Here is a 23,818-nt window from a genome sequence, read left to right on the forward strand (position 1 = left end):
GTAAAGCTGGCCATTGACCGTGCCCCGTCGCCATGGTACTAACTTTAACGAGCGATCAGTAATCATGCGCGAGTCGGAGGGTGAGAGTGCCGGAAATGACGGAGACGACGGAGGCAGCCGCATTGTGGGAGCGGCGCGGAGGCATCGGCATCATCACGCTGAACCGCCCCAAGGCGCTCAACGCGGTGAACGGCGCATTGTCGACCGCGGTGGGCAATCTGCTCGAGCAGGCCGAGAACGACCCGGAGGTGCGGGTCGTCGTGATCACCGGGTCGGGTCGCGCGTTCTGCGCAGGCGCGGACCTGAAGGAACTTTCCGTCGGTAAGGCCATCTCCGCGGACGGGCATCCGGAGTGGGGTTTCGCCGGATACGCGCAGCACTGGATCAGCAAGCCGACCATCGCCGCGGTCAACGGGTTCGCCCTGGGCGGTGGCACCGAACTGGTGCTGGCCAGTGACCTCGCGGTCGTCGATGAAGGGGCGGCCCTCGGGTTGCCCGAGGTCAAGCGCGGATTGTTCGCGGCGGCGGGCGGGGTGATCCGTCTGCAGCAGCAGATTCCGAAGAAGGTCGCGCTGGAGATCGCGCTCACCGGCGAGCCGATCACCGCGGCGCAGGGCAAGGAATTGGGCCTGGTCAACCGGGTCGCCCCGGCCGGCACCGCACTCGACGTCGCGCTCGAACTCGCCGAGCAGATCGCCGCGAACGCGCCGCTGTCTGTGCGCGAATCGAAGGCGATGATCCACCGGACCGCCACCGAAGACGACTGGGGCGACCGGGCGTGGGAGGCGAACAACGCCGCGCTCGCCGTCGTGTTCTCCAGCGCGGACGCCAAGGAAGGGCCCACCGCGTTCGCCGAGAAACGCCAGCCGGTGTGGCAGGGCCGCTGAATGTGCCCTTCGCGCCTGTGAGTACTTCTTAACCGCGGGCGGTTAACAAGTACTCACGGCACCAGAACTCGGCCCGGTGTTCTGTCGACCCCGGACACCGGGCCACCACCACTTTTTCTCCTCCTCGAAAGGGAACTCTCATGACCAACGCTGTCATCGTGGACGTCGTCCGCCTCGCCTCCGGTAAGGGCAAGCCGGGCGGCGCCCTGTCCGGCACCCACCCGGTCGAACTCCTCGCGCACGTCCTACGCAGCCTCGTCGAGCGCAACGGCATCGACCCCGCGCAGGTCGACGACGTCATCGGCGGCTGCGTCGGACAGGCCGGCGAGCAGGCCCTCAACATCTCCCGCACCGCGGTGCTGTCGGCCGGCTTCCCCGAGTCGGTCCCGGCCACCACCATCGACCGCCAGTGCGGCTCGAGCCAGCAGGCGGCGCACTTCGCTGCGCAGGGCGTCATCGCCGGCGCCTACGACATCGTGATCGCCGCGGGCGTCGAGTCGATGTCCCGCGTGCCGATGGGCACGACGACCCTCGGGCAGGACACGTCCGGCCCGGGCATCGCGGCCCGCTACCCCGAGGGCCTGGTCAACCAGGGCATCTCCGCCGAACTGATCGCCGCGAAGTGGAAGTTCGACCGCGACGCCCTCGACGCCTACTCGGCCGAGTCGCATCGCCGCGCCGCCGAGGCCGCCGCGAAGGGGCTGTTCGACAAGGAGATCCTGCCGATCGACGTCACCAACGCGGCCGGTGAGACGGTGACGCACCTCGTCGACGAGACCGTGCGCGCCTCGACCACGGCAGAGGGGCTGTCCGGGCTCAAGTCGTCGTTCTACTCCGAGAAGTACGCGGCCCGGTTCCCCGAGGCGCAGTGGCACATCACCCCCGGTAACTCGTCCCCGCTGACCGACGGTGCGTCCGGTGCCCTGATCATGAGTGAGGAGATGGCCGCCAAGCTGGGCCTGACGCCGCGGGCGCGGTTCCACTCGTTCTCCGTTGCCGGCGACGACCCGGTCTTCATGCTCACCGCTCCGATCCCGGCGACGAAGAAGATCCTCGCGAAGTCGGGGCTGAGCATCGACGACATCGACGCCTACGAGGTCAACGAGGCGTTCGCCCCGGTGCCGCTGGCGTGGGCGCACGAGTTCGGTGCCGACCCGGCCAAGCTGAACCCCCGCGGCGGTGCGATCGCCCTCGGCCACGCGCTCGGCTCCTCGGGCACCCGCCTGCTCGGCACGCTGGTCAACCAGCTCGAGGCCACCGGCGGACGCTACGGCCTGCAGACGATGTGCGAGGGCGCGGGCATGGCCAACGCCACCATCATCGAACGCATCTGATCACCGTTTCTGACCACCCCTGCAATTTCGAAAGGCACAACATGATCGTCAACGACAGCGTTGCTCTCGTCACCGGCGGCGCCTCCGGCCTCGGACTCGCTACCACCAAGGCCCTGCTCGCCGACGGCGCCAGCGTCGTCATCGTCGACCTGCCCTCCTCCAACGGTGAGACCGTCGCCAAGGAACTCGGCGACCGCGTCCGCTTCGCCGCGGGCGATGTCACCAGCGAGGCCGACGTGTCCGCCGCCCTCGACGTCGCGGAGTCCCTCGGCCCGCTGCGGGTAGCCGTCAACTGCGCCGGCATCGGCAACGCCATCAAGACCGTCAGCAAGAACGGCGCGTTCCCGCTCGCCGATTTCACCAAGATCGTCACCGTCAACCTGATCGGCACGTTCAATGTGACCCGTCTTGCTGCCGAGCGGATCGCGAAGACGGAGCCGATCGACGGCGAGCGCGGCGTCATCATCAACACCGCCTCCGTCGCCGCCTACGATGGCCAGATCGGTCAGGCCGCGTACTCCGCCTCGAAGGGTGGCGTCGTCGGCATGACCCTGCCGATCGCCCGCGACCTCGCCTCGCTGCTGATCCGCGTCAACACCATCGCACCGGGCCTGTTCAAGACCCCGCTGCTCGGTTCCCTCCCCGAGGCCGCGCAGCAGTCCCTCGGACAGCAGGTGCCGCACCCGTCGCGTCTGGGCGACCCGTCCGAGTACGGCGCTCTGGCCGCGCACATCGTGTCCAACCCCATGCTCAACGGTGAGACCATCCGTCTCGACGGCGCCATCCGCATGGCACCGCGCTGATCGGCAACCCTGTGACACTGCGCGAGGACGGGATGATCACCACGGAGCCGATGTTCGCCGACTGGCGGACCTTCGAGGCCCTGCCGCTGACGCCCATCCTCGAGCAGGCACTGGAGTTGTTCAACGAGAACGGTTACCACGGCACGACGGTGCGGCAAATTGCCCGTCGTGTCGGGGTGACCGTCCCCGCCCTGTACTACCACCACGAGAGCAAGGAAGCCGTTCTCGTGGCACTGTTCGAACTGCAGATGCGCGAACTCAACGACCGCGCCGAGGCAGCCGCCCGCGAGGCCGGCGACCACGTGGTCGCGCAATTCTCCAACGTCGTCGAGGCGATCGTCCTGTACATGACGAACCGTGGGCGGCACGTCTGCCTCGACACCGAGCTGCGCCACGTCTCCGTGGACAGCCGGAGTCGGTACGCGGCCACGCGAAAACGACTCGAGCTCATGGTGATCGACCTGGTGTCCGAGGGTGTTGCCGTGGGTGCGTTCTCCGCCACCAACGTCGCCGAGACCGTGCGCGCTCTCCTCGGGATGCTCCAGTCCATTCCACGGTGGTACCAGCTCGGTGGGGCACTGACCCCCGAGCAGGTCGCCGAGCGTTACGTCGACATCGCTCTCCACACCGTCGGCTACCGACCCGCCCACTGACCGTTTCCCAGAGGAGCCGTCCCATGCTTTCCACAGCGTTTACCGAGACCTTCGGCGTCCGCCATCCGATCGTTCAAGGCGGCATGCAGTGGGTCGGTCGCGCCGAACTCGTCGCCGCCGTCGCCAACGCCGGTGCGCTGGGCCTGCTCACCGCGCTGACCCAGCCCACTCCGGAGGACCTCGCCAAGGAGATCGCCCGCACCCGCGAGCTCACCGACCAGCCCTTCGGTGTGAACCTGACGATTCTGCCGGCGATCACGCCGCCGCCGTACGAGGAGTACCGGCAGGTCATCATCGAATCCGGAATCAAGATCGTCGAGACGGCCGGCTCCAACCCTGCCCCCCATCTACCCGACTTCCACGCCGCGGGCGTGAAGGTGCTGCACAAGTGCACCAGCGTGCGGCACGCGATCAAGGCCCAGGACACCGGTGTCGACGGCATCAGCATCGACGGCTTCGAATGTGCCGGCCACCCCGGTGAGGACGACATCCCCGGGCTGGTGCTCATCGCGGCCGCCGCGGAACAAATCACCATCCCGATGGTCGCGTCGGGCGGGTTCGCGGATGGCCGTGGATTGGTCGCGGCACTCGCCCTCGGCGCCGACGGAATCAACATGGGTACCCGCTTCATGTGCACCGCCGAATCCCCGATTCACCAGAACATCAAGGAGGCGATCGTCGCGGGTAAGGAGACCGACACCGAGTTGATCTTCCGGCCGCTGCGTAACACGGCGCGTGTCGCGAGCAATACCGTGAGCCGTGAGGTCGTGGAGATCCTCGATCGGGGCGGCAAGTTCGAGGACGTCCGTGAGCTGGTCGCCGGTGCCCGCGGCCGCACGGTGTTCGAGAACGGCGACACCGACGCGGGTATATGGACCGTCGGCACCGTCCAGGGCATCATCCACGACATCCCCACTGCCGGTGAACTCGTCGAACGCATCGTCCGCGAGGCGGAGGCGCTGATCGCGGAACGTCTCGCGGGTCTGTCGGTTTCCGTCGGCGTGTGATCGAATCCTAGGAGAGAGACCATGCAGCGCACCATCTTCGAGAAGGATCACGAGGCGTACCGGGAAACCGTGCGCGAGTTCCTCGCCCGGGAGATCGAGCCCCACTACGAACGGTGGGAGTCCGACAAGCTGATCGACCGATCGGCGTGGCTCGCGGCCGGCAAGTCCGGCCTCGTCGGGCTCGGTGCGCCGGAGGAGTTCGGCGGCTCCGGCGTCAGCGACTACCGTTTTCGGTACGTCGTCGCCGAGGAAATCGCCCGCACCGCGACGACGTCATTCGGTTCGGGCCTCAGCGTGCACGACGACATCGTCATCCCATACATCGTGAACCTCGGCACCGACGAGCAGAAGCAGCGGTGGCTGCCCGGCATGGCCGCGGGTGAGCTGATCGGCGCGATCGCGATGACCGAGCCAGGCGCCGGCAGCGACCTGCAGGGCGTGAAGACCACCGCAGTGCGGGACGGTGACGAGTGGGTGATCAACGGCCAGAAGACGTTTATCACCAACGGTATCCACTCCGATCTCGTCATCGTCGTCGCCCGCACCGACCCGAACGCCGGTTCCAAGGGGTTCTCGCTCTTCGTCGTCGAGCGGGGCATGCCCGGCTTCGGTCGTGGTCGCAAGCTGCACAAGGTCGGACTGGCCGGTCAGGACACGGCGGAGCTCGTGTTCGAGGACGTGCGGGTGCCCGCGATCAATCTGCTCGGCACCGAGGGGCGCGGCTTCGTCCATCTCATGGAAAACCTGCCACTCGAGCGTATTTCGATCGCGGTCAACGCAATAGCCGCGGCGAAGGCGGCATACCAGTGGACCAGGGACTACGTGTTCGAGCGCAAGGCGTTCGGCAAGCCGATCGGCGATCTGCAGAATACCCGGTTTGCGCTGGCGGAGATGATCACCGAGATCGAGGTGACCGAATCCCACATCGACCGGTGCGTACTCGCCTTGAACGCAGGTGAACTCACCGCCGTCGACGCGTCGAAGGGCAAGTGGTGGGCCAGTGAACTACAGAAGCGAGTGGTCGACCGCTGCGTCCAGCTGCACGGCGGCTACGGGTACATGATGGAGTACCCCATCGGCCGCGCGTACGTCGACAGCCGTATCCAGACGATCTACGGCGGAACCACCGAGATCATGAAGGAAATCATCGGGCGCGATATCGCGTCACAGTAGGCGGCTCCGCCGCCTGTGAGTGGTTAACGAGTCTCTGGACTCCTTAACCACTCACAGGCGCGAAGCGCCTAGAGCAGGCGGGACTTCGCGTCGGCGTACTCCCGAGTGAGCCGCTCGACAACCTCGGCTGCCGGGAGGACTGCGTCTACCGCGCCGATTCCCTGACCGGCACCCCAGATGTCGCGCCACGCCTTGGACTCCGACTTTTCGTTGGTGCCGAAATCCATTGCGCTCGCATCCGACACCGGGAGGGTTGCGGGATCGTATCCGGCCGCTTCGATGCTGCCGCGGAGGTAGTTGCCGTGCACGCCGGTGAAGAGGTTGGAGTAGACGATGTCCGAGGCGGTGGAGTCGACGATCATCTGCTTGTAGGCGGCGTCGGCGTTAGCCTCCTCGGTGGCGATGAAGGCGGATCCGATGTAGGCGAGGTCGGCGCCGGCGGCTTGTGCGGCGAGTACGGAACGTCCGTGGGCGATCGAGCCGGACAGCAACACGGGGCCATCGAACCATTCGCGGATTTCCTGCAGCAACGCGAACGGCGACTGGGTGCCTGCGTGTCCGCCCGCACCCGCGGCGACGGCGATCAGGCCGTCGGCACCTTTCTCGACGGCCTTCTTCGCGAACCTGTTGTTGATGACGTCGTGCAGGACGATGCCGCCGTAGGAATGGACGGCGTCGTTGACGTCGGTGCGGGCGCCGAGGGAGGTGATGACGATCGGGACCTCGAACTCGACGACGGTGGCGAGGTCCTCGTCGAGCCGGTCATTGCTCTTGTGGACGATCAGGTTCACCGCGTAAGGGGCGGACGGCGACTCCGGGTTGTTGGCGTCGTGCTTAGCGAGCTCTTCGGTGATGCGGGTGAGCCACTCCCGCAGTACCGGCTGCGGCCGCGCGTTGAGGGACGGGAACGAGCCCACCACGCCCGAGGTGCACTGGGCGATCACCAGGTCGGGACCGGACACGATGAACATCGGCGAGGCCACGACGGGCAGGCGCAACCGGTCTCGGAGAATGGGGGACAGGCTCATGAAAGCTCCTTGCTGTGGGGGTTCTACGACTGGGAGAGCTGGGCGGCCATCAGCGGAATGAGCGCTTGCAGACCTTTCACCGGGCGGACCATCACTGTGAACGACGTGATCTGGTCGTTGTCATTCCAGTGCACTATGTCGACGCCGTGCACATGGACGCCGTCGAGTTCGGTGGCGAATTCGAGGACGGCGGAGCGGTCGCCGTACCACTCCTCGCGGTAGTGGAAGCCGGTGCCGGTGAACACCGTGAGTGCCGCGCGCAGGTACGCGAGGACCTTGGCTTTTCCTTCTTGCGGTGTGAACACGGCGGGGGAGGAGAACACCGCGTCTTCCGCGATCAGGGCGTCGAGGGCGCCCAAGTCGTGGTTGTCGACCACCTGGTGCCAGCGGGTGACGACGCGCGGGGCTACTGGGAGTGCGGCGTTCATCCGGCCAGCATGACACGCCAACTGAACGAGCGCTAGAACGGATCCGTCACACGGGCTCGAGCAGTTCGGGTCCGTTGTTGCGCGGGGAGTTGACGGCGGTACTTACCTCGTATGGCTCGAGACGGGGCTCGGGAATCGACGCGATCAGTGCATCGACCTGTTCGCGCTCGGTCAGGGTGGGGTCGAGCCAGTGTTCCTGGAAGCTAGGTGGCAGGACCACCGGTGAACGGTCGTGAATGTGGCCGAGGACGTCGGTGGCCTGGGTGGTGAGCACCGTGGTGGTCCAGAGCCACCTGTTCGGGTCGCCCTCCGGAAGGGAGGGGTCGGGCCACAGTTCGTAGAGGCCGGCCATCGCCAGCACCCCGTCGCCGTGCAGGAAGTACGGGATCTTGGTGCCGTCGTCTCGCTTCAACCACTCGTAGTAACCGTCGGCGGGAATGATGCAGCGCCGTCGGGCGGCGGCCTTCCGAAATGCGGGCTTCTCCGTGATCGACTCGGATCTGGCATTGATGAGTTTGTTGCCGATCTTCACGTCCTTCGCCCACGGCGGCACCAGCCCCCACTTCGCAGTCCGGAGCTGACGGACGGGGTCGGCGTCGGGTTCGGCACGCGGCGGGCGTTCCAGCACGACCCGGACCTGCTGGGTGGGAGCGACGTTGTAGGACGGACCCAGCTCCTCACCGACGATCTCGGCGACCTCGAAGATGGACCGCAGTTCCTTGTCCGTGGTGGTGCTGGCGTACCGTCCGCACACTTTCGGTCTCCTCGCTCGGGTTCTCGCCCCGGTCCGCGAGCCGCGATGAGTTTTCCTCGGCCCGGCAGTCTGTCTTTTCGAGGGAACGGAACACGCTCCCCACCCCGTCACCTTCTACCTTCGGAGATCGCCATGACCTCGACACCACATTCCACCGCAAAGACCGCCGGACCGCTTCGTTCTGCCGAGAACGCGGCGCCGGTCGGGCGTAAGGCGAGGATCGCCGGGCTGATCATCACCGGTCTGGTCACCGCTTTTCTGCTTTTCGACGCGATCATCCACATCGCGAACATTCAGTCCGTTCGCGACGCGATGGCCGAACTCGGTTTCGACGAGAACATTGCCGTCGTGATCGGAATCGTGATGTTGGTCTGCCTCGTGCTGTACCTGGTTCCGGCGACGAGCATTCTCGGTGCCGTCCTCCTGACCGGATATCTCGGCGGCGCGGTGGCGACCAACATGCTCACCGAGCAACCGCTGTTCAGCACCATTCTGTTCCCCGTCTACGTCGGCATCTTCGTGTGGGGCGGGCTGTGGCTGCGCGACGCAGGGGTCCGTACGATCATGCCGATCCGGCGTTGAGGGGTCGGCAGGGTTGGAGTGCGTGGGAACGATCACGGCCGTGAGCCGGAGCGGCGGGCACTCGTTCAGCAAGTCGAACGAGAGCGCCGTCCACCTGCTCGCCGGACTCGGTGTGGACGGTGACGCTCACCAGGGCGTCACCGCCCGACACCGTTACCGGATGCGGCGTGATCCCACGCAGCCGAATCTGCGGCAGGTGCACCTCATGCACGCCGAGTTTCTCGACGAGTTGAACTCCCTCGGCTTCGAGGTCCAGGCCGGTCAGCTGGGCGAGAACATCACCACCCGCGGTATCGACCTGCTCGCATTGCCGACAGGAACTCGTCTTCACCTGGGCGCGCGGGCGGTGGTGGAAGTGACGGGTCTGAGGAATCCGTGCAAGCAGATCGAGGCGTTCCGCGCAGGTCTCCTGTCGCACACGGTGGACCGGGACGTGAACGGCACGATTGTCCGCAAGTCGGGCATCATGTCGATCGTCCTCGAAGGCGGCGACGTCCGGCCCGGCGACGCCATTTCCCTCGAGTTACCGCCCGAGCCGCACAGGCCACTCGCGCCGGTGTGACTTCGAGCGTCGCCGGACTTTCTGCAGGACGCCCGTCACGGCGTAGGCGACGCCGGCTGCGGACAGTACCCAGGGCGCCGCGACGATGAACGGGTCCATCCACTGGTGGTTCAGGTCGACGCGTTTCTTCCCGAGCCGGGACGACACACCGTGATGGGAAAGCTCGCTGCGAATGCCCGTCTGGGTGATGGGGTTGTCGGGATGCAGGGTCGCAAACGAGACCAGGTGGCTCTCCAGTGCATCAACCCGGTCGGCGGCCAGCAGAATGAGCCAGTGCGCAGCCCGGCCCTCGCTGTATCGGAACGCGAATTTCCGCATGGCGCCGGAGAGGCCCTTGGGAGGACACGAGGTGCCGAATACGGGTGTCAGGAATTGATGCCCGATCGACCGCTCACGCGGCCACTTCTCCTCCTGGCACTCCGGGAAATCCCAGTGGGCGCCCGTCGCGCCGGGGTCGAAACGCTCCTTCGGTACCGCGGGCCGGTCCTTGGGGTCGAGGTCCACACCCCAACCCGGAATGCGCGCGCGTAGTTCGTCGCTCGTCAGTGGACGCTTCGGTGTCTCGGCTGTATAGGCCATGATCAGGTCCTCCTCGTCGATCAGCCGGCGTTCGGCACGATGGCCGGTTTGATGCAGTTGTCGAGCTTGGCCGAGAAGATGTGGTAGGCGTCGGCGATATGCTCGAGCGGAATGCGATGCGTGACAATATCGTTGGGCTTCAGGTAACCGTTGCGAATGTGCTCGAACAGGCGGGGCCACTGGCGTTTCACGGGGCACTGGTTCATGCGAAGCGTCAGCCCCTTGTTCAGCGCATCACCGAACTTGACGGCACTGAACATCGGACCGTAGGCGCCCATCACGGAAACCGTCCCGCCCTTCCTGACGGAATCGATCGCCCAGTTGAGGGCAATCGGGGAACCGCCCTGCAGCTTGAACTTGGCGGCCGTGACGTGTTGAAGGAAGTTGCCGTCGGCCTCGGCACCGACGGCGTCGGCGGCCACATCGGCCCCGAGATGGTCGGTGTCTTCTTCATGTGGACCACGATGTCGGCGTAGTCGGCGAAGTTGTAGGTCTCGGCGTGTGCGAACGTGCGAGCCTTCTCCAGTCGGTACTCGAGGTGATCGATCACGATCACTCGCCCGGCACCCATGAGCCAGGACGACTTGGCCGCGTACAGCCCGACCGGCCCCGCTCCGAACACCACGACGGTGTCGCCTTCGACGATGTCGCCGAGTTGTGCACCGAAGTAGCCGGTGGCGAGGGCGTCGGTGAGGAGTAGCGCGTCCTCGTCGTCCATCCATTCGGGGATTTTGGCGGGGCCCACGTCGGCGAACGGCACGCACCCGAACTCCGCTTGTCCACCGTCGTAGCCACCGCACGTGTGGGAGTACCCGTAGATGCCGCCCACAGCGGTGGCGTTCGGGGTCACGTTGTGACAGTTCGAGTAGAGGCCGCGTGCGCAGAAGTAACACGAACCGCAGTACACGTTGAACGGGACCATCACCCGGTCGCCGCGCTGCACGTTCTGTACCGACGGGCCGACCTCCTCGACGACGCCGATGAACTCGTGGCCGAACGTCATGCCGACCCGGGTGTCGGGCATCATGCCGTGGTACAGATGCAGGTCCGATCCGCAGATCGCGGCCAATGCCACCCGCACGATCGCGTCGTTGGGGCAAGTACCGCGTCGGCCCGAACAAAACACGTGGCGCGGCGGGGCGGCCCAGCGTTCACGGTGGGTGAATGGATGTGAACAACGTGTTTCTTCTAAAGTCAAGGGTTGACGGATGTCTTGTGCGTGAGATTACATCTTAGCGGTAAGCCTTTGAGGGCTTAAGTAAATGCCTCGACACAACCCTGAGGATGCTCATGACGACGGTATCGCCCGCCATGGCTGCCACAGCTGAGATGATCAGCGCCCGCCTCGAACGCCTGCCCATGAGCAGGTGGCACATCAAGGCGCGCGTCATCGTCGGAGCCGTCACGTTCTTCGACGGATTCGACCAGCTGATGATCGCCTACTCGCTTCCCGTTCTCACTCCCAAGTGGAACCTCACTCCGTCCTCGATCGCCTGGGTCATCGCGATCGGCGGTATCGGCATGCTGGTCGGCGCACTCGCCGGCGGCTGGTTCGCCGACCGCGTCGGACGCCTCAACGTCATCATCGCCTCACTCGCCCTGTATGCGGTGATGAGTCTCGGGATGGCGTTCACCGACAGCCTGATGCTGTTCCTCGTCTTCCGATTCGTGCAGGGTATCGGCCTCGGCGCCGAAGTCCCGGTGGCTGCAAGCTACATCGGCGAGATCACCAAGGCCCACAAACGAGGACGCTTCGTCCTCCTCTACGAGGTCATCTTCCCCGTCGGCCTCGTCATGTCGGCCGTCGTGTCGGCCTGGGTGGTGCCGAACTTCGGCTACAAGATCCTGTTCGCCCTCGGCGCGCTGCCCATCCTTCTGCTGCCGTTGCTGTGGAAACTCCCGGAATCGCCGCGCTGGCTGGCCTCCCGCGGACGCTTCGAAGACGCGAACAAGGCGATGACGCAGATCGAACGTGAGATCACCGACAGGTACGGCAAGACTCTGCCTACCCCGCAACCGCTGCCCGCTGTCGCGGTCGACGTCCGCCGCGGCCGGTTCATCGAAGCTTTCCAGGGCGTCTACCTGCGCCGCACGCTGATGCTCGCCGCGATCTGGGGATGCGCCTACTTCGTCAATTACGGCATCGCCTCCTGGCTGCCGTCGCTCTACCACTCCGCGTTCGACGTCAGCGTCGACACGGCGCTGCATTACAGCATTGTCACCAGCGTCGCCGGTCTGCTCGGCTGTGTCCTCGTCGCGTTCCTCATCGACAACCTCGGACGCCGCATCTGCATCACCGCATCGATGGTCCTGTGCTCGTCGCTGCTGTTCCTGCTGGCCGCGACCGGTGCGGACACCGCAACCAAGGTGCTGTTCTGGTCTGCCGGATCCGCCCTGTTCGTCTTCGCCGTCAACATGGCGCTGTACGTCTACACCGCCGAGCTGTATCCCACCCGGATGCGGGCCATCGGCTGCGCCATCGGCGGCGCAAGCGGTCGCCTCGGCATCATCGTCGGACCGCTGGTCGTCGGCGCCATCCTCGGCGGCGGCGGCTCCCTCACCATGGTCTTCGGAATGTTCGCGGCCGTGGCCCTGATCGGTGCCCTCGTGGTCGGCTTCTTCGCCGTCGAAACCCGCGAGAAGACCCTCGAGGAGATTTCACAGTGACCGCTCTCGACTTCCGTGAAGCGACGCTGCCGTTCGCTCCGATCGCCGATCGCATCTTCGTCGGCGGAACTTGGCGGCAGGGGACCGGGCCGGCCTTCGAGGTCACCGACCCGTCCACCGGCGAGGTCCTGCAGGTCGTGCACCAGGCGACGACCACCGACGTCGACGAGGCGGTCCGTCGGGGTCGCGCCGCCGCCGAGGACCCAGCCTGGCGCAGCCTGCTGCCGCATCAGCGGGCGAAGTTCCTGCACCGCATCGCCGACGCGATCGAGGCGAACACATCCCGGCTGGCACTGTTGCAGAGCTACAACACGGGCAAGACCGTCGCGGAAACCACTGCGCTGGTCGGCAGTGCCGCGGGTACGTTCCGGTACTTCGCTGCGGTCCTCGAGACCGCCGACGAAGACCTGACCACGCCGCGCGGCAACTACCTCACGATGAGCGTCCACGAACCCATCGGCGTGATCGGTGCCATCGCGCCCTGGAACTCGCCGGTGGCCAGCGACGCCCAGAAGATCGCGCCCGCCCTCGCCGCGGGCAACGCCGTCGTCCTCAAGCCCGCCGAGTGGACACCGCTGGTGTCGCTGGAACTGGCTCGAATTCTCGACGAGACCGGCCTGCCCGCCGGACTGCTGTCGGTGCTCCCGGGGAAGGGCTCGGTGGTCGGTGACGCGATCGTCCACCACCCCGGTGTCGGGAAAGTGACGTTCACCGGCGGCACCAACACCGGCCGCGCCATTGCCCATGCCGCGGCCGAGAAGTTGATGCCCGTCTCGCTCGAGCTGGGCGGTAAGTCGCCGACCATCGTGCTGGACGACGCCGACATCGACGCGGCGGTCAACGGCGTGATGTACGGGATCTTCTCGTCGACCGGGCAGAGCTGCATCGCCGGATCCCGGTTGTTCGTCGACCGCCGGATCTACGAGGAGTTCCTCGCGAAACTGGTGGCCAAGACGCAGCGACTGCGACTCGGTCCCAGCCGTGACCCCGACACCCAGGTGGGACCGATGGTGCACCGCAAGCACCGCGACAGCGTCGCCGCATACGTCGACCTCGCTCGCGAAGAGGGCGGACGAGTGCTGTGCGGCGGGGCGATCCCCGACGACGAACGGCTCCGCGACGGCGCGTACTACCTGCCGACGATCATCGACGGGCTCCCCAACACGTCACGCACGTGTCAGGAGGAGATTTTCGGGCCGGTGCTGGTGGTCCTGCCGTTCGACGGTGAGGCCGATCTGGTGGCACAGGCTAATGATTCGGTGTTCGGGCTGGCGTCGGGAATCTGGACCGGCGACTATCGCCGGGCCTGGAAACTCGCCCGCCGACTACAGGCCGGGACGGTGTGGATCAACACCTACAAACAGTTCAGCATCTCCACGCCGTTCGGCGGCGTCAAGGAAAGCGGGCTGGGAGTCGAGAAGGGGCGCAGCGGTATCGCCGCCTACTCGCGGCAGAAGAGCATCTACTGGGGCCTCGACGAAGAACCCAACCCGTGGGCTGATTGAGCGACCCGCTCGTAGATAGGGCGTACAGAAAAATCTCCCACCAGCTCTGTACGGCCCAATACTTTAGCGCTAAGATATTGAGACCTAAGCAACTGGAGGCACGCGATGAATCAACCCATAGCCCGGCTGCGGTGCCTGCGCTCCGTGGAGCTGCGGACGCAAGCCAGCACGGAATCCACCGAGTTCTATTCGGAGGTCTGGGGCCTTCGTGTTGTCGATCAGGGTGCGACCGGTGCCTGGCTGCGGGGAACCGGTGAGCACCACCACGCGCTGCAGCTCACCCAGGCCGAGCGGAACGGCCTCGGCCGCATCACCTTCGCAGTCGCCACACCCGCAGAGGTCGACGAGGCCGCCCGCCGACTCGAGTCCTGGGGTGTGCCGATCGTCAGCGGGCCGGGCCCCGTCGACGACCTCGGTGGTGGATACGGTGTGAGCCTCGTCGACCCCGAAGGTCGCGTCGTCGAGCTGCTCGCCGATGCGCTGGCGGTCCCGAAGCTCGGCCGGGAGGACGCCGTCCCGGTGGGCGTCACGCACGTCGTCCTCAACACCGTCGACATCGACGCCGCGGTGAAGTTCTACTGCGACGTCCTGGGCATGCGGGTCTCCGACTGGTCCGAGCACCAGATGGCGTTCCTTCGCTGCAACACCGACCATCACAGCATCGCGTTCAACCAGGCCGAGTGGACGTCGGTGAATCACGTCGCCTACGAGATGCCCACCGTCGACCACTTCATGCGCGGCATCGGGCGGCTTCGGCACCACGGCACCGTGCCGCTGTGGGGTCCCGGCAAGCATGGCCCCGGCGACAACACCTTCTCGTACTTCGCCGACCCGGCGGGGCTGGTGTGCGAGTACACCTCCGGCATCGCGCAGGTCGACGAGGACCGGTGGCTGTGCAAGGTGTGGCGACGGGTGCCCGAACTCTCCGACCTGTGGGGCACCGCGGGCCCGCCGTCCAAGCAGGTCCGCGACCACATGGCCGGCATCCCCGACCCCGGCGCGTTCGAGCGGTTCGACCTCGGGCGGGCGTCGTGACGCACGTCGTCGAATCCGGTTCCGGCCCCGCACTGCTGATGCTGCACGGCATCGGTGGCAGTGCAGACAGTTTCGCACCGCAGTTCGACGAACTGTCGGACTCGCTGCGACTGCTGGCCTGGGACGCTCCCGGGTACGGCCGCAGCGAGGACCCGGGCCGTCCGTTCGACCTCGACGACTACGCCGACGCAGCGGCCGACGTGATCCGCGACCGCTGCGGTGATGCTGGGGCACACGTCCTGGGTATGTCGTGGGGCGGGGTGATCGCGACCCGCATCGCCCTGCGTCATCCCGACCTCGTGCGAAGCCTCCTGCTCGGCAGTTCGACCGTCGGTTCGGGGGCCGACGGCGAGACTGCCGGCCGGATGCGGACCCGGGCTGCAACGCTTGCTCAGCAAGGCGCCGAAGCCTTTGCGGGGGAACGCGCCCCACGCCTGTTGTCCGGAACGGCCGGCGCCGAACTGACCGCGAAGGCCACGGCGATCATGGCCGCGTCGATCCGGCTCCCCGGCTACGGGTACGCCGCCGACTCCATGGCAGCCACCGATCACACCGCCGACCTCGCGAAGATCGACATCCCGACCCTGGTCCTGAGTGGAGACGAGGACACCGTGACGGGAATTCCTGCGAGCCAGGTGCTGGCGGGCGGTATTCCGGGCGCCGTTTTCGTGACCGTCAGGGGTGCAGGACATCTCGCGAACCAGGAGCGACCGGACGCGTTCAACGCCTGGGTCGAGTCCTTCATTTTCATCACCGAACGCCTACGCAACCACCTCTAGAGAAGGAGCACGACATGACACTCGACTACGGCACCGCCGACCTGAAGGAATTCACCGATTCGCTGATCCTGACCCGTGGCTCCCGCCACGAGGACTGGGACACCCTGGGCTTCCAGGCCAAGGCCGGTGACCAGTTCAAGCGCGCACAGATCCGCTACGTCGGTTCCGGAGCCACCGGGAACCACGACAACGACAACCGGACCATCCCGTCGCGCGGATTCACCTTCTCCAACATGCTCCTTCCCCCTGGCGCCGAGGGTCCCGAGCACACCCACCACGACGCCGAGGAAGCCTTCTTCGTCCTCGAGGGCGAGGTGGAGGTCGGTGTTCACCGCGACGGCAAGGTGGAGAAGCGCACCCTCGGCTACCGAGACATGATCGTCGTCCCGGCCGGGGTTCCGCGCAGCTTGAAGAATAATGGCGACAAGGACGCCCTGTTCTGCGTCATCATCGGCGCGCAGAAGCCGCAGATCCCGACGTACCCCGAGACGTCGGCCATGCACGGTGTGACACGGGACTGATCGTGAATCTCGACGGGAAATCCATCGTCGTCACCGGTGCCGGGCGCGGCCTCGGTCTGGCCATCGCCCGCCGGCTCGGTGAGGACGGCGCCGATCTGTGGCTCGCCGACATTCGCGAAGACTGGGGAGAGTCGGCGGTGGAGAGCCTGCGCGCCGACGGCGTGAAGGCACAGTTCGTCCACGTCGATCTGTGCGACGCCGAAGCCGTCTCCGCAATGGCCGCCACCGTGACCTCCGGTGGCCCTCTGTACGGGCTCGTCAACAACGCGGCCCTCGCGGATGGAGTGGGCGGCAAACCGATTCACGAACTCGACATCGACGAGTGGGACAAGGTGCTGGGCGTCAACCTGCGCGGCACCTTCCTCGTGAGCAGGGCGATCATTCCCGCCATCATCGGGAACGGAGGCGGACGAGTCGTCACCATCGGCTCCGACGCCGCCCTGTACGGCTCACCCCGTCTTGCGCACTACATCGCCTCCAAGGGTGGGGTGGCCGCCCTCACCCGGGCCATGTCACGCGACCTCGGCCCGCACGGCATCACCGTCAACACCGTCTCGCCCGGTCTGACCGAAAGCGAATCGGCGCAGAAGGTTCCGGAGCACCGGCACGAGCTGTACCGCCTCAACCGGGCACTCGAGCGGCCGCAGCAACCGTCCGATCTGGTCGGCGCCGTCGCGTTCCTGATGGGGCCCGAGGCGTCGTACATCACCGGTCAGCAACTCGTCGTCAACGGCGGATTCGTCCTGCACTAGAGAAGGGGACCACGTCGTGGACCTGCAACTGAAAGACCGCACCTACCTGGTGACCGGCGGAAGCTCGGGAGTCGGGCTCGCCACCGTCGCGATGCTGCTCGAGGAGGGTGCCAACGTCGTCACCTGCGCGCGCGACCGCGACCGGCTCGACTCCGTCATCGCACCGCTGCCCGGCAGCGACCGCGTTCTCACCGCGTCCTGTGACGTGCGGGACCCGGCCGCGGTCGCCGCACTCGTCGAGGCGGGGGTCGAGCGGTTCGGCGGCCTCGACGGTCTGGTCAACAACGCAGGCAAGTCCCGCATGGTCCCGCGCGGTGAGGCGACCCTCGACGACTGGCGCGACGAACTCGACCTCAAGTTCTCCAGCGTCCTCAACACCGTCGAGGCCGCCCTGCCACTGCTGCGCAAGTCCGACGCCGCGGCCATCGTCAACATCTCGGCGGTGCTCGCGCGGCAGCCCGAGCCGCGGCTGGTCACCACCAGCGCCGCCCGGGCCGGACTGCTGAACCTCAGCAAGTCGCTGTCGCTGGAACTCGCGGCCGACGGCATCCGCGTCAACTCGGTGTCGTTGGGACTGGTCGACACCGGCCAGTGGCGGCGCCGCTACGAGGAATCCGGCACCGACGCCACCTTCGCCGAATGGGAGGCGGAGATCGCCCAGGACCGCGGCATCGGACTCGGCCGGTTCGGCCGCGCCGACGAGGTGGCGGCCATGATCGTGACCCTGCTGTCTCCCCGCTCGTCCTATGTGACGGGCACCAGCCTCGACGTCTGCGGAGGCGTCGCCCGTTATGTCTGAGAGGAACACCATGTCCGTAGGAAATGGCGGCGACCTGCTCGTCCAGGTGCTGCGCGAGGCCGGTGTCGACACCGTGTTCGGCATCGTGAGCGTCCACAATCAGCCCCTGGTGCAGGCGGTCAGCAAGCACCTGCGGTTCGTGCCGGTCCGGCACGAGGCCACCGCGGTCAGCGCGGCCGACGGGTATGCCCGGGCCACAGGCGGACTCGGCTGCGCCCTCACGAGCACCGGCACCGGTGCTGGCAACGCGGCCGGCTCGCTGATCGAATCGCTCAGTGCCGGTACGTCGGTGCTGCATGTGACGGGCAACGTCGAGAGCCGGTACCTCGGCTCGGGTCGCGGATTCATCCACGAGACCAAGGATCAGCTGGGGATGCTGACGGCGACGTCGAAGCATGCCGCCACCATCCTCGACACCGACAGTGCGGGAAAGACGCTGCGGGAGGCGGTCGCCCAGGCTCTGGCAACGCCCGGCGGACCGGCGAGCATCGAGTGGCCGATCGACCTCCAGTACGCCGAGCACGACATCGACGTGGTCGAGCAGGTGTCGGAGAGCGTCCGGACCCCCGACGCCGACGAACTCGCCGCGGCACGGTCGTTGTTGGCTGCGGCCGAGCGCCCCGTCATCTGGGCCGGCGGCGGTGTCGCACGAGTCGGTGCCGAGCTGACCGAGCTGGTGGAGCTGTGGGGAGTCCCGTTGCTCACCAGCAACTCCGGGCGCGGCGCCGTGCCCGAGGACCATCCACTGTGCATCGGCAACTACGGCAACACGCCGGTGGGCCGGGAACTCCTCCAGGACGCCGACCTGCTGCTGTCGCTGGGAACCCACTTCCGGTCCAACGAGACCGGCGACTACTCCATGCCCGTTCCCGCCGTGCACGTGCAGGTGGACGTCGATGCCGCCGCGCTCGGCCGCGTGTACCCCGCACAGGCCGGGGTAACCGCCGAGATCGGAACGTTCCTTCGGGCACTCACCGATCTGGCTCCGGTCGACGCCGCCTGGACCGAACGTGCCCGCACCACCCGCGAACTCGTCCGCAGCAAGCAGCGCGCCGGACTCGGCGATCACGCCGTGCTGTGCGACGCAGTGCGTGCCGCGTTCCCGCAGGATTCCGTCATCGCCCGTGACGTCACCATTGCGTCGAGTTCCTGGGGCAACCGGCTGCTGCCGATGTTCGACCCCAAGTCCAACGTCTTCCCCCGCGGCGGTGGCATCGGGCAGGGTCTGGGCATGGCCATCGGTTCCGCATTGGCCGACGAAACCCGGCCCACCCTGGCGCTCGTCGGCGACGGCGGCCTGGCCGTCCACTTCGGCGAGATCCTCACCATGGCGCAGGAGAAGCCGTGGCTGGTGCTGCTCGTGTTCAACGACGGCGGCTACGGCGTGCTCCGCAACATGCAGAAGGGCGGGGGTGACGACACCTACGCGGTCGACCTCGTCACGCCCGACTTCCCGCTGCTCGCCCAGTCGATCGGGGTGCCGTACCTGCGGATCGGCGGTGCCGAAGAGGCCCATGCCGTGCTCGCGGACGCGGTCTCGCGGCAGGCGCCGGTGATCGTCGAGGTGGATCTCGCCGCGTACGGCGACATGCCCGCGCCATTCACGCCTCCCGTCACAGTGCCCGGAAAGGATGCGAAATGACCACGGTCGCAGTGTGCGGTGGCGGAATCGGGGGATTGGCCACGGCCATCGCTCTCCGCGAGCTCCGTCTCGATGTCACCGTGTACGAGCAGACGAAGCAGTTCGCGCGCGTCGGCGCCGACATCAACCTCACCCCGAACGCGGTCCGCGCACTCGACGGACTGGGCGTCGGTGCAGAAATCCGCGAGTCCGCGGCCCGGCCCCAGTTCCGGCTCAGCCGAACCTGGGACACCGGAGTCGAAACCTCGCGGCTACCGATGGGTGATACAGCGGAACAGCAGTACGGTGCACCGCAGTTGACGATGCACCGCGGCGACCTCATGACTGCCCTCGAGAATCGGCTGCCCCCGGGCGTCGTGGAAATGGGCCGGCGGGTCAGCGGCGTCGGCGACGGACGGATCGAATTCACTGACGGCAGTAAGGCTTCCGCAGATGTGATCGTGGGTGCCGACGGTATCCACTCCGCGGTCCGGACCGCTCTTCTCGGACAGGAGCGACCGACGTTCACCGGAGTCGTGGCTTTCCGTGCCGTCGTCCCCACCGAACGCGTCGGTGAACTCCCGAACCTCGACTGCTTCACCAAGTGGTGGGGGCCGGATTCGTCGACGCAGATCGTCACCTTCCCCCTCAACCAAGGCAAGGACATCTTCGTCTTCGCCACCTGCGGTCAGGAGGAGTGGACCGAGGAATCCTGGACCACCCCGGGTTCGGTCACGGAGCTGCAAGACCTCTACCGCGGCTTCCACCCCGACGCACGAGCCCTGCTCGACGCCTGCGACGACGTCCTGAAATCGGCTCTCTACGTGCGTGACCCGCTGGAGTCGTGGACGGACGGAACCTCGGTGCTCCTCGGCGACGCGGCACATCCGATGATGCCATTCATGGCACAGGGCGCCGGCATGGCCATCGAAGACGCCGTGGTACTGGCCCGCTGCCTCGGCATGTTCGACGAACCCGCGGTCGCGCTGCAGACCTACCAGCACACCCGCCTGCAGCGCACCTCACGCATCCAGCGCGGCTCCCGGTCCAACGAATGGCTGAAGGTCGCAGGCAACGGCGACTGGGTCTACGAATACGACGCCTGGAGGGTGCCGCTCGAGCCGGCCACCATGCGGGCAGGAGCGTGAATGGAAACATCACGACGGCACCAGATCTCCAGACGCGGTGCACTGGCTCTGCTCGGTTCGGCTGCGGCGGCCGTCGCAGCGACGAGTTGTGCGTCACACACCTCGGACGCGCAGCCGAGTGGTGCGACACCACCGGACGCCTACGAGCTGTCCGGCGACGTCGACGGATACACGACGAAGCTAATTATGCTGGGAACAGCGGCGGGTCCCATTGCGGTACCCGGGCGTAGCGGCACAGCCAGCGTGCTCGTCGTCGGCGACAGACCGTATCTCATCGATGCGGGTCCGTGGTCGAGTCGAAAGTTGATCCAGGCAGGTATCGATGCGGATTCTCTGGGTGGAGTGTTCATCACACACATGCACAGCGATCACATTGCGGACCTGTTCAACGTCTTCTGGCTCCCGGGCGGCACTCCGTCGTACACCTTCCGCAACGTCGTGCCGGTGTACGGCCCTGGGTCGGCGGGAAAGCTGCCCGTCCCGCGTGGTGGCGCGAGCATTCCCGTCCAGAGTCCCGGTGCACCGGCTCCTGGCCTGACCCAGCTGTTCTCCGGAGTGCTCGACGCGTTCGCCTACGACATCAATATTCGCAATGCCGAGAAGGGTGCGCAGTCCGACTACGGGCAGCGGCTCGCCCTGCACGACGTACTGCCCCCGGTGTCGGCTGGGGCGTCCGCCGACAACACGTCACCGGACATGGAGCCGTTCCCCGTATTCGAAGACGACCGGGTGCGTGTCACCGCGACCCTGGTCCCGCACGGGCCCGTCTTCCCGTCGTACGCGTACCGTTTCGACACGGAGGATGGAGCGGTGACGTTCTCCGGTGATACCGCGAAGTCACCCAACGTCGTTCGGCTCGCGACGGGATCCGACATCCTGGTCCACGAGGTGATCGACGTCGATTTCTACGCCGCCACCTCCGGTCCCGCCCTCGTCGAGCACATGATTCACGCACACACCACCGCTCAGGACGTAGGACGTGTCGCGGCCGAAGCAGGAGTCCGCCAGGTGGTGCTGTCGCACATCGGACCGGGCGACCCCCGTCAGGTCACCGACGATCAATGGACCAGCGGCGTGTCATCGACGTATTCCGGCACCGTGACCGTCGGGCACGATCTGGTGCAGGTCGGCGTGGGGCAGCGTCGCTGAGCGATTCTTGTCTGCCGCCCTGCCCTCTCACAACAGGACGGCGGCGATTTCCCCGGCTGTGACGCGGGCGAGTTCCACGAAGAACGGTATGCGCTGGTCGATCATGAGTTCGGTGGGTCCGCGCAGTCCGAGAGCGAACCGGACGACTCCGTCGGAGTCGCGAATCGGCAACCCTATGGTGCGGAAGTCGGGGGTCAGCTCCTCGTCGTTGAAACCGTAGCCACGCTCACGGGTGCGGTGCAGTTCCTCTCGAATTCCGGCGACGTCCGTAATAGCGCGGGACGTGGTGGCCGTCCGCGGTAGCGAGGCGAGTTCGGCGTCGTCGGTGTCCGACCACGCGAGGAACACCTTGCCCAAGGCGCTGGCGTGCAAGGGAAGCCGAACACCCTGCAGCACATGCCCGTCACTTTCCCGCCACCGGCTGAAGCCCAAGAGCACGACGTCGTGACCGTGCCGCATGGCCAGTGAGGCGGACGCCCCCGTGGTGGCCGCCAACTGCTCGAGATAGGGCTCGGACAGGTAGATGCGGTGCTGCCGGTAAGAGATGTGACCGTACGCGGCCAGGGCACTTCCCAGGCGGTACCGGCCCGACGTCGCATCCTTGTCGAGGAAGCCGGCATCGACCAGGGACTGGAGCAGGCGATGGGTGGTGCTCACTGCGAGGTCCTGGCGTTTGGCGATCTCCGAGACGCCCAGCTCCTCACCCCCACCGAAACAGGAGAGCATCGTCAGGGCCCGCGACACCGTCCGAACTCCCACAGCACGTGAGTCGGTCACCAAAGGTCCTTTCGTCGGCCGGAACGGCGTCCCGGGCAGAAGGCACCATACTTTCCGCCTGCCGGAAAACGGCGGGCCTCGCGTGTGCCGAATGTCCAGCGCACGCCGGTGAACTGGGTTTCCGGGACTTGTCAAGGTTTCCGATCTGTAGAAAACAAACAGGAGGAAATCGGGGGCGGGGGACATAGCGTCAACGGTCGTCACACCTGACGATTCATCCGTTGAAGGAGTTCCCCACATGTCCCGCTTACGTCGACTGCCACGAGCCGCCGCCGCGCTCGCCATGATCCCGCTGGCCGGGTTGGCGGTGGCGTGTGGTTCTTCCGAGGAGCCCGGAGGAGCCAGTGCCGGTGCGGACGTCACTCTGAAGGTCTTCGATCCGGGCAACTCGGGCGCCATCGCTGTCGGAAAGCGCGACGGAACCTACGACGATGCCCTTGCATCACTCGGTGCGAAGATCGAATGGGTCAAGACCACACCCGGATTCAGTTCCAACCTCAAACTTTTCAACACCGGTGAACTCGACATCCAGACCGGCGCGTACAGCCCGGTGGTGGGGGCGCTGTCCAAGGATGTGGGGGTGCGGATCTTCGCGACCTCCGACCCGTACAACAAGGATCAGGCAGGCATCATCGCCCGGCCCGAATCCGGGATCAGGACGGTCGCGGATCTCGCCGGGAAGCGGATCGCGGTGAACCCCGCCGGTAAGGGCGAGTACATCACCCTGAAGGCGCTGACCCAGGCGGGTGTTCCTATCGACTCCGTCGAGCGGGTGCCGTTGCAGCAGGCCGACGCCGCGTCGGCGTTCTCCACCGGGCAGGTCGACGCCTGGGCGTCGTTCCTGATCCCGTACCAGGAGGCGAAGGCGAAGGGGGCGGTCGAAATCGTCACCGAAGCGGGCATCGGCTCGGTGGACAGCACCATCATCGCCGGCCGTACCGAGGTGCTCGAGGAACATCCCGAGGAGGTCGCGAAGTTCCTCGAAGTGACGCAGCAGCTCACGGAGAAGCAGCGCCAGGATCCTGCGTCATTCGAGAACGTGTTCGAGAAGACCGGGCCGCGGGCGCTGTCGGGTCAGCGACTCGACGACGCGATCGAGTTGGGCGGCCGCATCACCAACTTCCGGTACCCGACGGCGGCCGATGCCGCCGACCTGGAGTCCATCGCGGCGTTGTTCGCCGAGAACGGAGTCATTCAGCGGCCGCTGAAGGGCAGTGACGTCATCTTCGATCTCCCTGCCGCACTCGACAGCGCGTCGGCCGAGGGTAAGTGAGT

Annotated in this window: 24 protein-coding genes and 1 pseudogene; 19 read left to right on the forward strand and 6 right to left on the reverse strand. The window is 66.6% G+C overall.

Going from position 1 to position 23,818, the window contains the following annotated elements; all coding sequences use genetic code 11:
- Positions 1 to 86 precede the first annotated feature (86 nt).
- The 6 genes from CBI38_RS01655 (at position 87) to CBI38_RS01680 (ending at position 5,857) form a co-directional block, all read left to right on the forward strand.
- Complete coding sequence (locus tag CBI38_RS01655; protein WP_109325848.1) at positions 87 to 887, forward strand: crotonase/enoyl-CoA hydratase family protein; 801 nt, start codon at positions 87 to 89, stop codon at positions 885 to 887.
- Between the two features lie 140 nt (positions 888 to 1,027).
- Positions 1,028 to 2,221 carry a thiolase family protein gene (locus tag CBI38_RS01660; RefSeq protein ID WP_109325849.1) on the forward strand — a complete coding sequence of 398 codons (1,194 nt, stop codon included), beginning with the start codon at positions 1,028 to 1,030 and terminating at the stop codon, positions 2,219 to 2,221.
- Between the two features lie 41 nt (positions 2,222 to 2,262).
- A complete protein-coding gene (locus tag CBI38_RS01665; RefSeq protein WP_109325850.1) occupies positions 2,263 to 3,024 on the forward strand; it encodes a 3-hydroxyacyl-CoA dehydrogenase in 762 nt (253 codons plus the stop codon).
- An 11-nt stretch (positions 3,025 to 3,035) separates the two neighbouring features.
- Positions 3,036 to 3,677, forward strand: coding sequence for a TetR/AcrR family transcriptional regulator (locus CBI38_RS01670; RefSeq protein WP_109325851.1), 642 nt, complete (start codon positions 3,036 to 3,038; stop codon positions 3,675 to 3,677).
- A 23-nt stretch (positions 3,678 to 3,700) separates the two neighbouring features.
- On the forward strand, positions 3,701 to 4,684 hold the full coding sequence (locus CBI38_RS01675) for an NAD(P)H-dependent flavin oxidoreductase (protein WP_109325858.1): 984 nt from the start codon (positions 3,701 to 3,703) through the stop codon (positions 4,682 to 4,684).
- 21 nt (positions 4,685 to 4,705) lie between these two features.
- Complete coding sequence (locus CBI38_RS01680) at positions 4,706 to 5,857, forward strand: acyl-CoA dehydrogenase family protein (protein ID WP_109325862.1); 1,152 nt, start codon at positions 4,706 to 4,708, stop codon at positions 5,855 to 5,857.
- A gap of 68 nt (positions 5,858 to 5,925) precedes the next feature.
- On the opposite strand, the gene CBI38_RS01685 is transcribed toward CBI38_RS01680, so the two are convergent.
- Genes CBI38_RS01685 through CBI38_RS01695 form a run of 3 tightly spaced genes read right to left on the reverse strand, consistent with a single transcriptional unit; the run spans position 5,926 to position 8,067 of the window.
- Positions 5,926 to 6,885, reverse strand: coding sequence for an NAD(P)H-dependent flavin oxidoreductase (locus CBI38_RS01685; protein ID WP_109325863.1), 960 nt, complete (start codon positions 6,883 to 6,885; stop codon positions 5,926 to 5,928).
- Between the two features lie 23 nt (positions 6,886 to 6,908).
- Complete coding sequence (locus CBI38_RS01690) at positions 6,909 to 7,313, reverse strand: nuclear transport factor 2 family protein (RefSeq protein ID WP_109325864.1); 405 nt, start codon at positions 7,311 to 7,313, stop codon at positions 6,909 to 6,911.
- A 46-nt stretch (positions 7,314 to 7,359) separates the two neighbouring features.
- Positions 7,360 to 8,067 (reverse strand): SOS response-associated peptidase, encoded by a 708-nt coding sequence (locus CBI38_RS01695; RefSeq protein ID WP_109325865.1) that lies wholly within the window; start codon positions 8,065 to 8,067, stop codon positions 7,360 to 7,362.
- Between the two features lie 132 nt (positions 8,068 to 8,199).
- Here CBI38_RS01695 and CBI38_RS01700 point away from each other — a divergent pair, with 132 nt between their 5' ends.
- Complete coding sequence (locus CBI38_RS01700; protein WP_109325870.1) at positions 8,200 to 8,649, forward strand: DoxX family protein; 450 nt, start codon at positions 8,200 to 8,202, stop codon at positions 8,647 to 8,649.
- Between the two features lie 22 nt (positions 8,650 to 8,671).
- Positions 8,672 to 9,211 carry an MOSC domain-containing protein gene (locus CBI38_RS01705; protein ID WP_109325871.1) on the forward strand — a complete coding sequence of 180 codons (540 nt, stop codon included), beginning with the start codon at positions 8,672 to 8,674 and terminating at the stop codon, positions 9,209 to 9,211.
- Here CBI38_RS01705 and CBI38_RS01710 read toward each other — a convergent pair.
- On the reverse strand, positions 9,173 to 9,790 hold the full coding sequence (locus CBI38_RS01710; RefSeq protein WP_109325872.1) for a hypothetical protein: 618 nt from the start codon (positions 9,788 to 9,790) through the stop codon (positions 9,173 to 9,175). The genes CBI38_RS01705 and CBI38_RS01710 overlap by 39 nt on opposite strands.
- Positions 9,791 to 9,810: 20 nt before the next feature.
- A pseudogene (locus CBI38_RS01715) lies at positions 9,811 to 10,886 on the reverse strand (zinc-dependent alcohol dehydrogenase); the annotation flags it as partial.
- Between the two features lie 188 nt (positions 10,887 to 11,074).
- Here CBI38_RS01715 and CBI38_RS01720 point away from each other — a divergent pair.
- The 10 genes from CBI38_RS01720 (at position 11,075) to CBI38_RS01765 (ending at position 21,766) form a co-directional block, all read left to right on the forward strand.
- The gene (locus CBI38_RS01720) at positions 11,075 to 12,457 is read left to right on the forward strand and encodes an MFS transporter (protein ID WP_109325873.1); all 1,383 of its coding nucleotides are present in this window, start codon (positions 11,075 to 11,077) and stop codon (positions 12,455 to 12,457) included.
- Positions 12,454 to 13,962 carry an aldehyde dehydrogenase gene (locus tag CBI38_RS01725; protein WP_109325874.1) on the forward strand — a complete coding sequence of 503 codons (1,509 nt, stop codon included), beginning with the start codon at positions 12,454 to 12,456 and terminating at the stop codon, positions 13,960 to 13,962. Before CBI38_RS01720 ends, CBI38_RS01725 begins: the two co-directional genes overlap by 4 nt.
- Before the next feature lie 105 nt (positions 13,963 to 14,067).
- Complete coding sequence (locus CBI38_RS01730) at positions 14,068 to 14,997, forward strand: VOC family protein (protein ID WP_109325875.1); 930 nt, start codon at positions 14,068 to 14,070, stop codon at positions 14,995 to 14,997.
- Positions 14,994 to 15,776, forward strand: coding sequence for an alpha/beta fold hydrolase (locus CBI38_RS01735; RefSeq protein WP_109325876.1), 783 nt, complete (start codon positions 14,994 to 14,996; stop codon positions 15,774 to 15,776). The genes CBI38_RS01730 and CBI38_RS01735 overlap by 4 nt, the downstream gene beginning before the upstream one ends.
- 14 nt (positions 15,777 to 15,790) lie before the next feature.
- Entirely contained in the window at positions 15,791 to 16,297 is a 507-nt protein-coding gene (locus tag CBI38_RS01740) for a cupin domain-containing protein (protein WP_109325877.1), read from the forward strand.
- A gap of 2 nt (positions 16,298 to 16,299) precedes the next feature.
- The gene (locus CBI38_RS01745; RefSeq protein ID WP_109325878.1) at positions 16,300 to 17,049 is read left to right on the forward strand and encodes a 3-oxoacyl-ACP reductase family protein; all 750 of its coding nucleotides are present in this window, start codon (positions 16,300 to 16,302) and stop codon (positions 17,047 to 17,049) included.
- Between the two features lie 16 nt (positions 17,050 to 17,065).
- Positions 17,066 to 17,848 (forward strand): SDR family oxidoreductase, encoded by a 783-nt coding sequence (locus CBI38_RS01750; protein ID WP_109325879.1) that lies wholly within the window; start codon positions 17,066 to 17,068, stop codon positions 17,846 to 17,848.
- Positions 17,841 to 19,490: a thiamine pyrophosphate-binding protein gene (locus CBI38_RS01755; RefSeq protein ID WP_109325880.1), complete on the forward strand. Its 1,650-nt coding sequence runs from the start codon at positions 17,841 to 17,843 to the stop codon at positions 19,488 to 19,490. Before CBI38_RS01750 ends, CBI38_RS01755 begins: the two co-directional genes overlap by 8 nt.
- A complete protein-coding gene (locus tag CBI38_RS01760) occupies positions 19,487 to 20,617 on the forward strand; it encodes an FAD-dependent monooxygenase (protein WP_109325881.1) in 1,131 nt (376 codons plus the stop codon). Before CBI38_RS01755 ends, CBI38_RS01760 begins: the two co-directional genes overlap by 4 nt.
- Positions 20,618 to 21,766 carry an MBL fold metallo-hydrolase gene (locus tag CBI38_RS01765; RefSeq protein WP_109325882.1) on the forward strand — a complete coding sequence of 383 codons (1,149 nt, stop codon included), beginning with the start codon at positions 20,618 to 20,620 and terminating at the stop codon, positions 21,764 to 21,766.
- A 27-nt stretch (positions 21,767 to 21,793) separates the two neighbouring features.
- On the opposite strand, the gene CBI38_RS01770 is transcribed toward CBI38_RS01765, so the two are convergent.
- On the reverse strand, positions 21,794 to 22,543 hold the full coding sequence (locus CBI38_RS01770; protein ID WP_109325894.1) for an IclR family transcriptional regulator: 750 nt from the start codon (positions 22,541 to 22,543) through the stop codon (positions 21,794 to 21,796).
- A 238-nt stretch (positions 22,544 to 22,781) separates the two neighbouring features.
- On the opposite strand from CBI38_RS01770, the gene CBI38_RS01775 reads away from it, so the two are divergent.
- On the forward strand, positions 22,782 to 23,816 hold the full coding sequence (locus CBI38_RS01775) for an NrtA/SsuA/CpmA family ABC transporter substrate-binding protein (protein ID WP_109325895.1): 1,035 nt from the start codon (positions 22,782 to 22,784) through the stop codon (positions 23,814 to 23,816).
- Positions 23,817 to 23,818: the final 2 nt, after the last annotated feature.

Origin of the sequence: Rhodococcus oxybenzonivorans (assembly GCF_003130705.1) — a bacterium.
Lineage (GTDB): Bacteria > Actinomycetota > Actinomycetes > Mycobacteriales > Mycobacteriaceae > Rhodococcus_F > Rhodococcus_F oxybenzonivorans.

Bases quoted from the DNA above. Each gene is read 5' to 3' on its own strand.
- CBI38_RS01660 (WP_109325849.1), top strand. From the start codon at position 1,028: ATGACCAACGCTGTCATCGTGGACGTCGTCCGCCTCGCCTCCGGTAAG.
- CBI38_RS01665 (WP_109325850.1), top strand. From the start codon at position 2,263: ATGATCGTCAACGACAGCGTTGCTCTCGTCACCGGCGGCGCCTCCGGC.
- CBI38_RS01675 (WP_109325858.1), top strand. From the start codon at position 3,701: ATGCTTTCCACAGCGTTTACCGAGACCTTCGGCGTCCGCCATCCGATC.
- CBI38_RS01680 (WP_109325862.1), top strand. From the start codon at position 4,706: ATGCAGCGCACCATCTTCGAGAAGGATCACGAGGCGTACCGGGAAACC.
- CBI38_RS01685 (WP_109325863.1), bottom strand. From the start codon at position 6,885: ATGAGCCTGTCCCCCATTCTCCGAGACCGGTTGCGCCTGCCCGTCGTG.
- CBI38_RS01690 (WP_109325864.1), bottom strand. From the start codon at position 7,313: ATGAACGCCGCACTCCCAGTAGCCCCGCGCGTCGTCACCCGCTGGCAC.
- CBI38_RS01700 (WP_109325870.1), top strand. From the start codon at position 8,200: ATGACCTCGACACCACATTCCACCGCAAAGACCGCCGGACCGCTTCGT.
- CBI38_RS01710 (WP_109325872.1), bottom strand. From the start codon at position 9,790: ATGGCCTATACAGCCGAGACACCGAAGCGTCCACTGACGAGCGACGAA.
- CBI38_RS01720 (WP_109325873.1), top strand. From the start codon at position 11,075: ATGCTCATGACGACGGTATCGCCCGCCATGGCTGCCACAGCTGAGATG.
- CBI38_RS01730 (WP_109325875.1), top strand. From the start codon at position 14,068: ATGAATCAACCCATAGCCCGGCTGCGGTGCCTGCGCTCCGTGGAGCTG.
- CBI38_RS01740 (WP_109325877.1), top strand. From the start codon at position 15,791: ATGACACTCGACTACGGCACCGCCGACCTGAAGGAATTCACCGATTCG.
- CBI38_RS01755 (WP_109325880.1), top strand. From the start codon at position 17,841: ATGTCTGAGAGGAACACCATGTCCGTAGGAAATGGCGGCGACCTGCTC.
- CBI38_RS01760 (WP_109325881.1), top strand. From the start codon at position 19,487: ATGACCACGGTCGCAGTGTGCGGTGGCGGAATCGGGGGATTGGCCACG.
- CBI38_RS01765 (WP_109325882.1), top strand. From the start codon at position 20,618: ATGGAAACATCACGACGGCACCAGATCTCCAGACGCGGTGCACTGGCT.
- CBI38_RS01775 (WP_109325895.1), top strand. From the start codon at position 22,782: ATGTCCCGCTTACGTCGACTGCCACGAGCCGCCGCCGCGCTCGCCATG.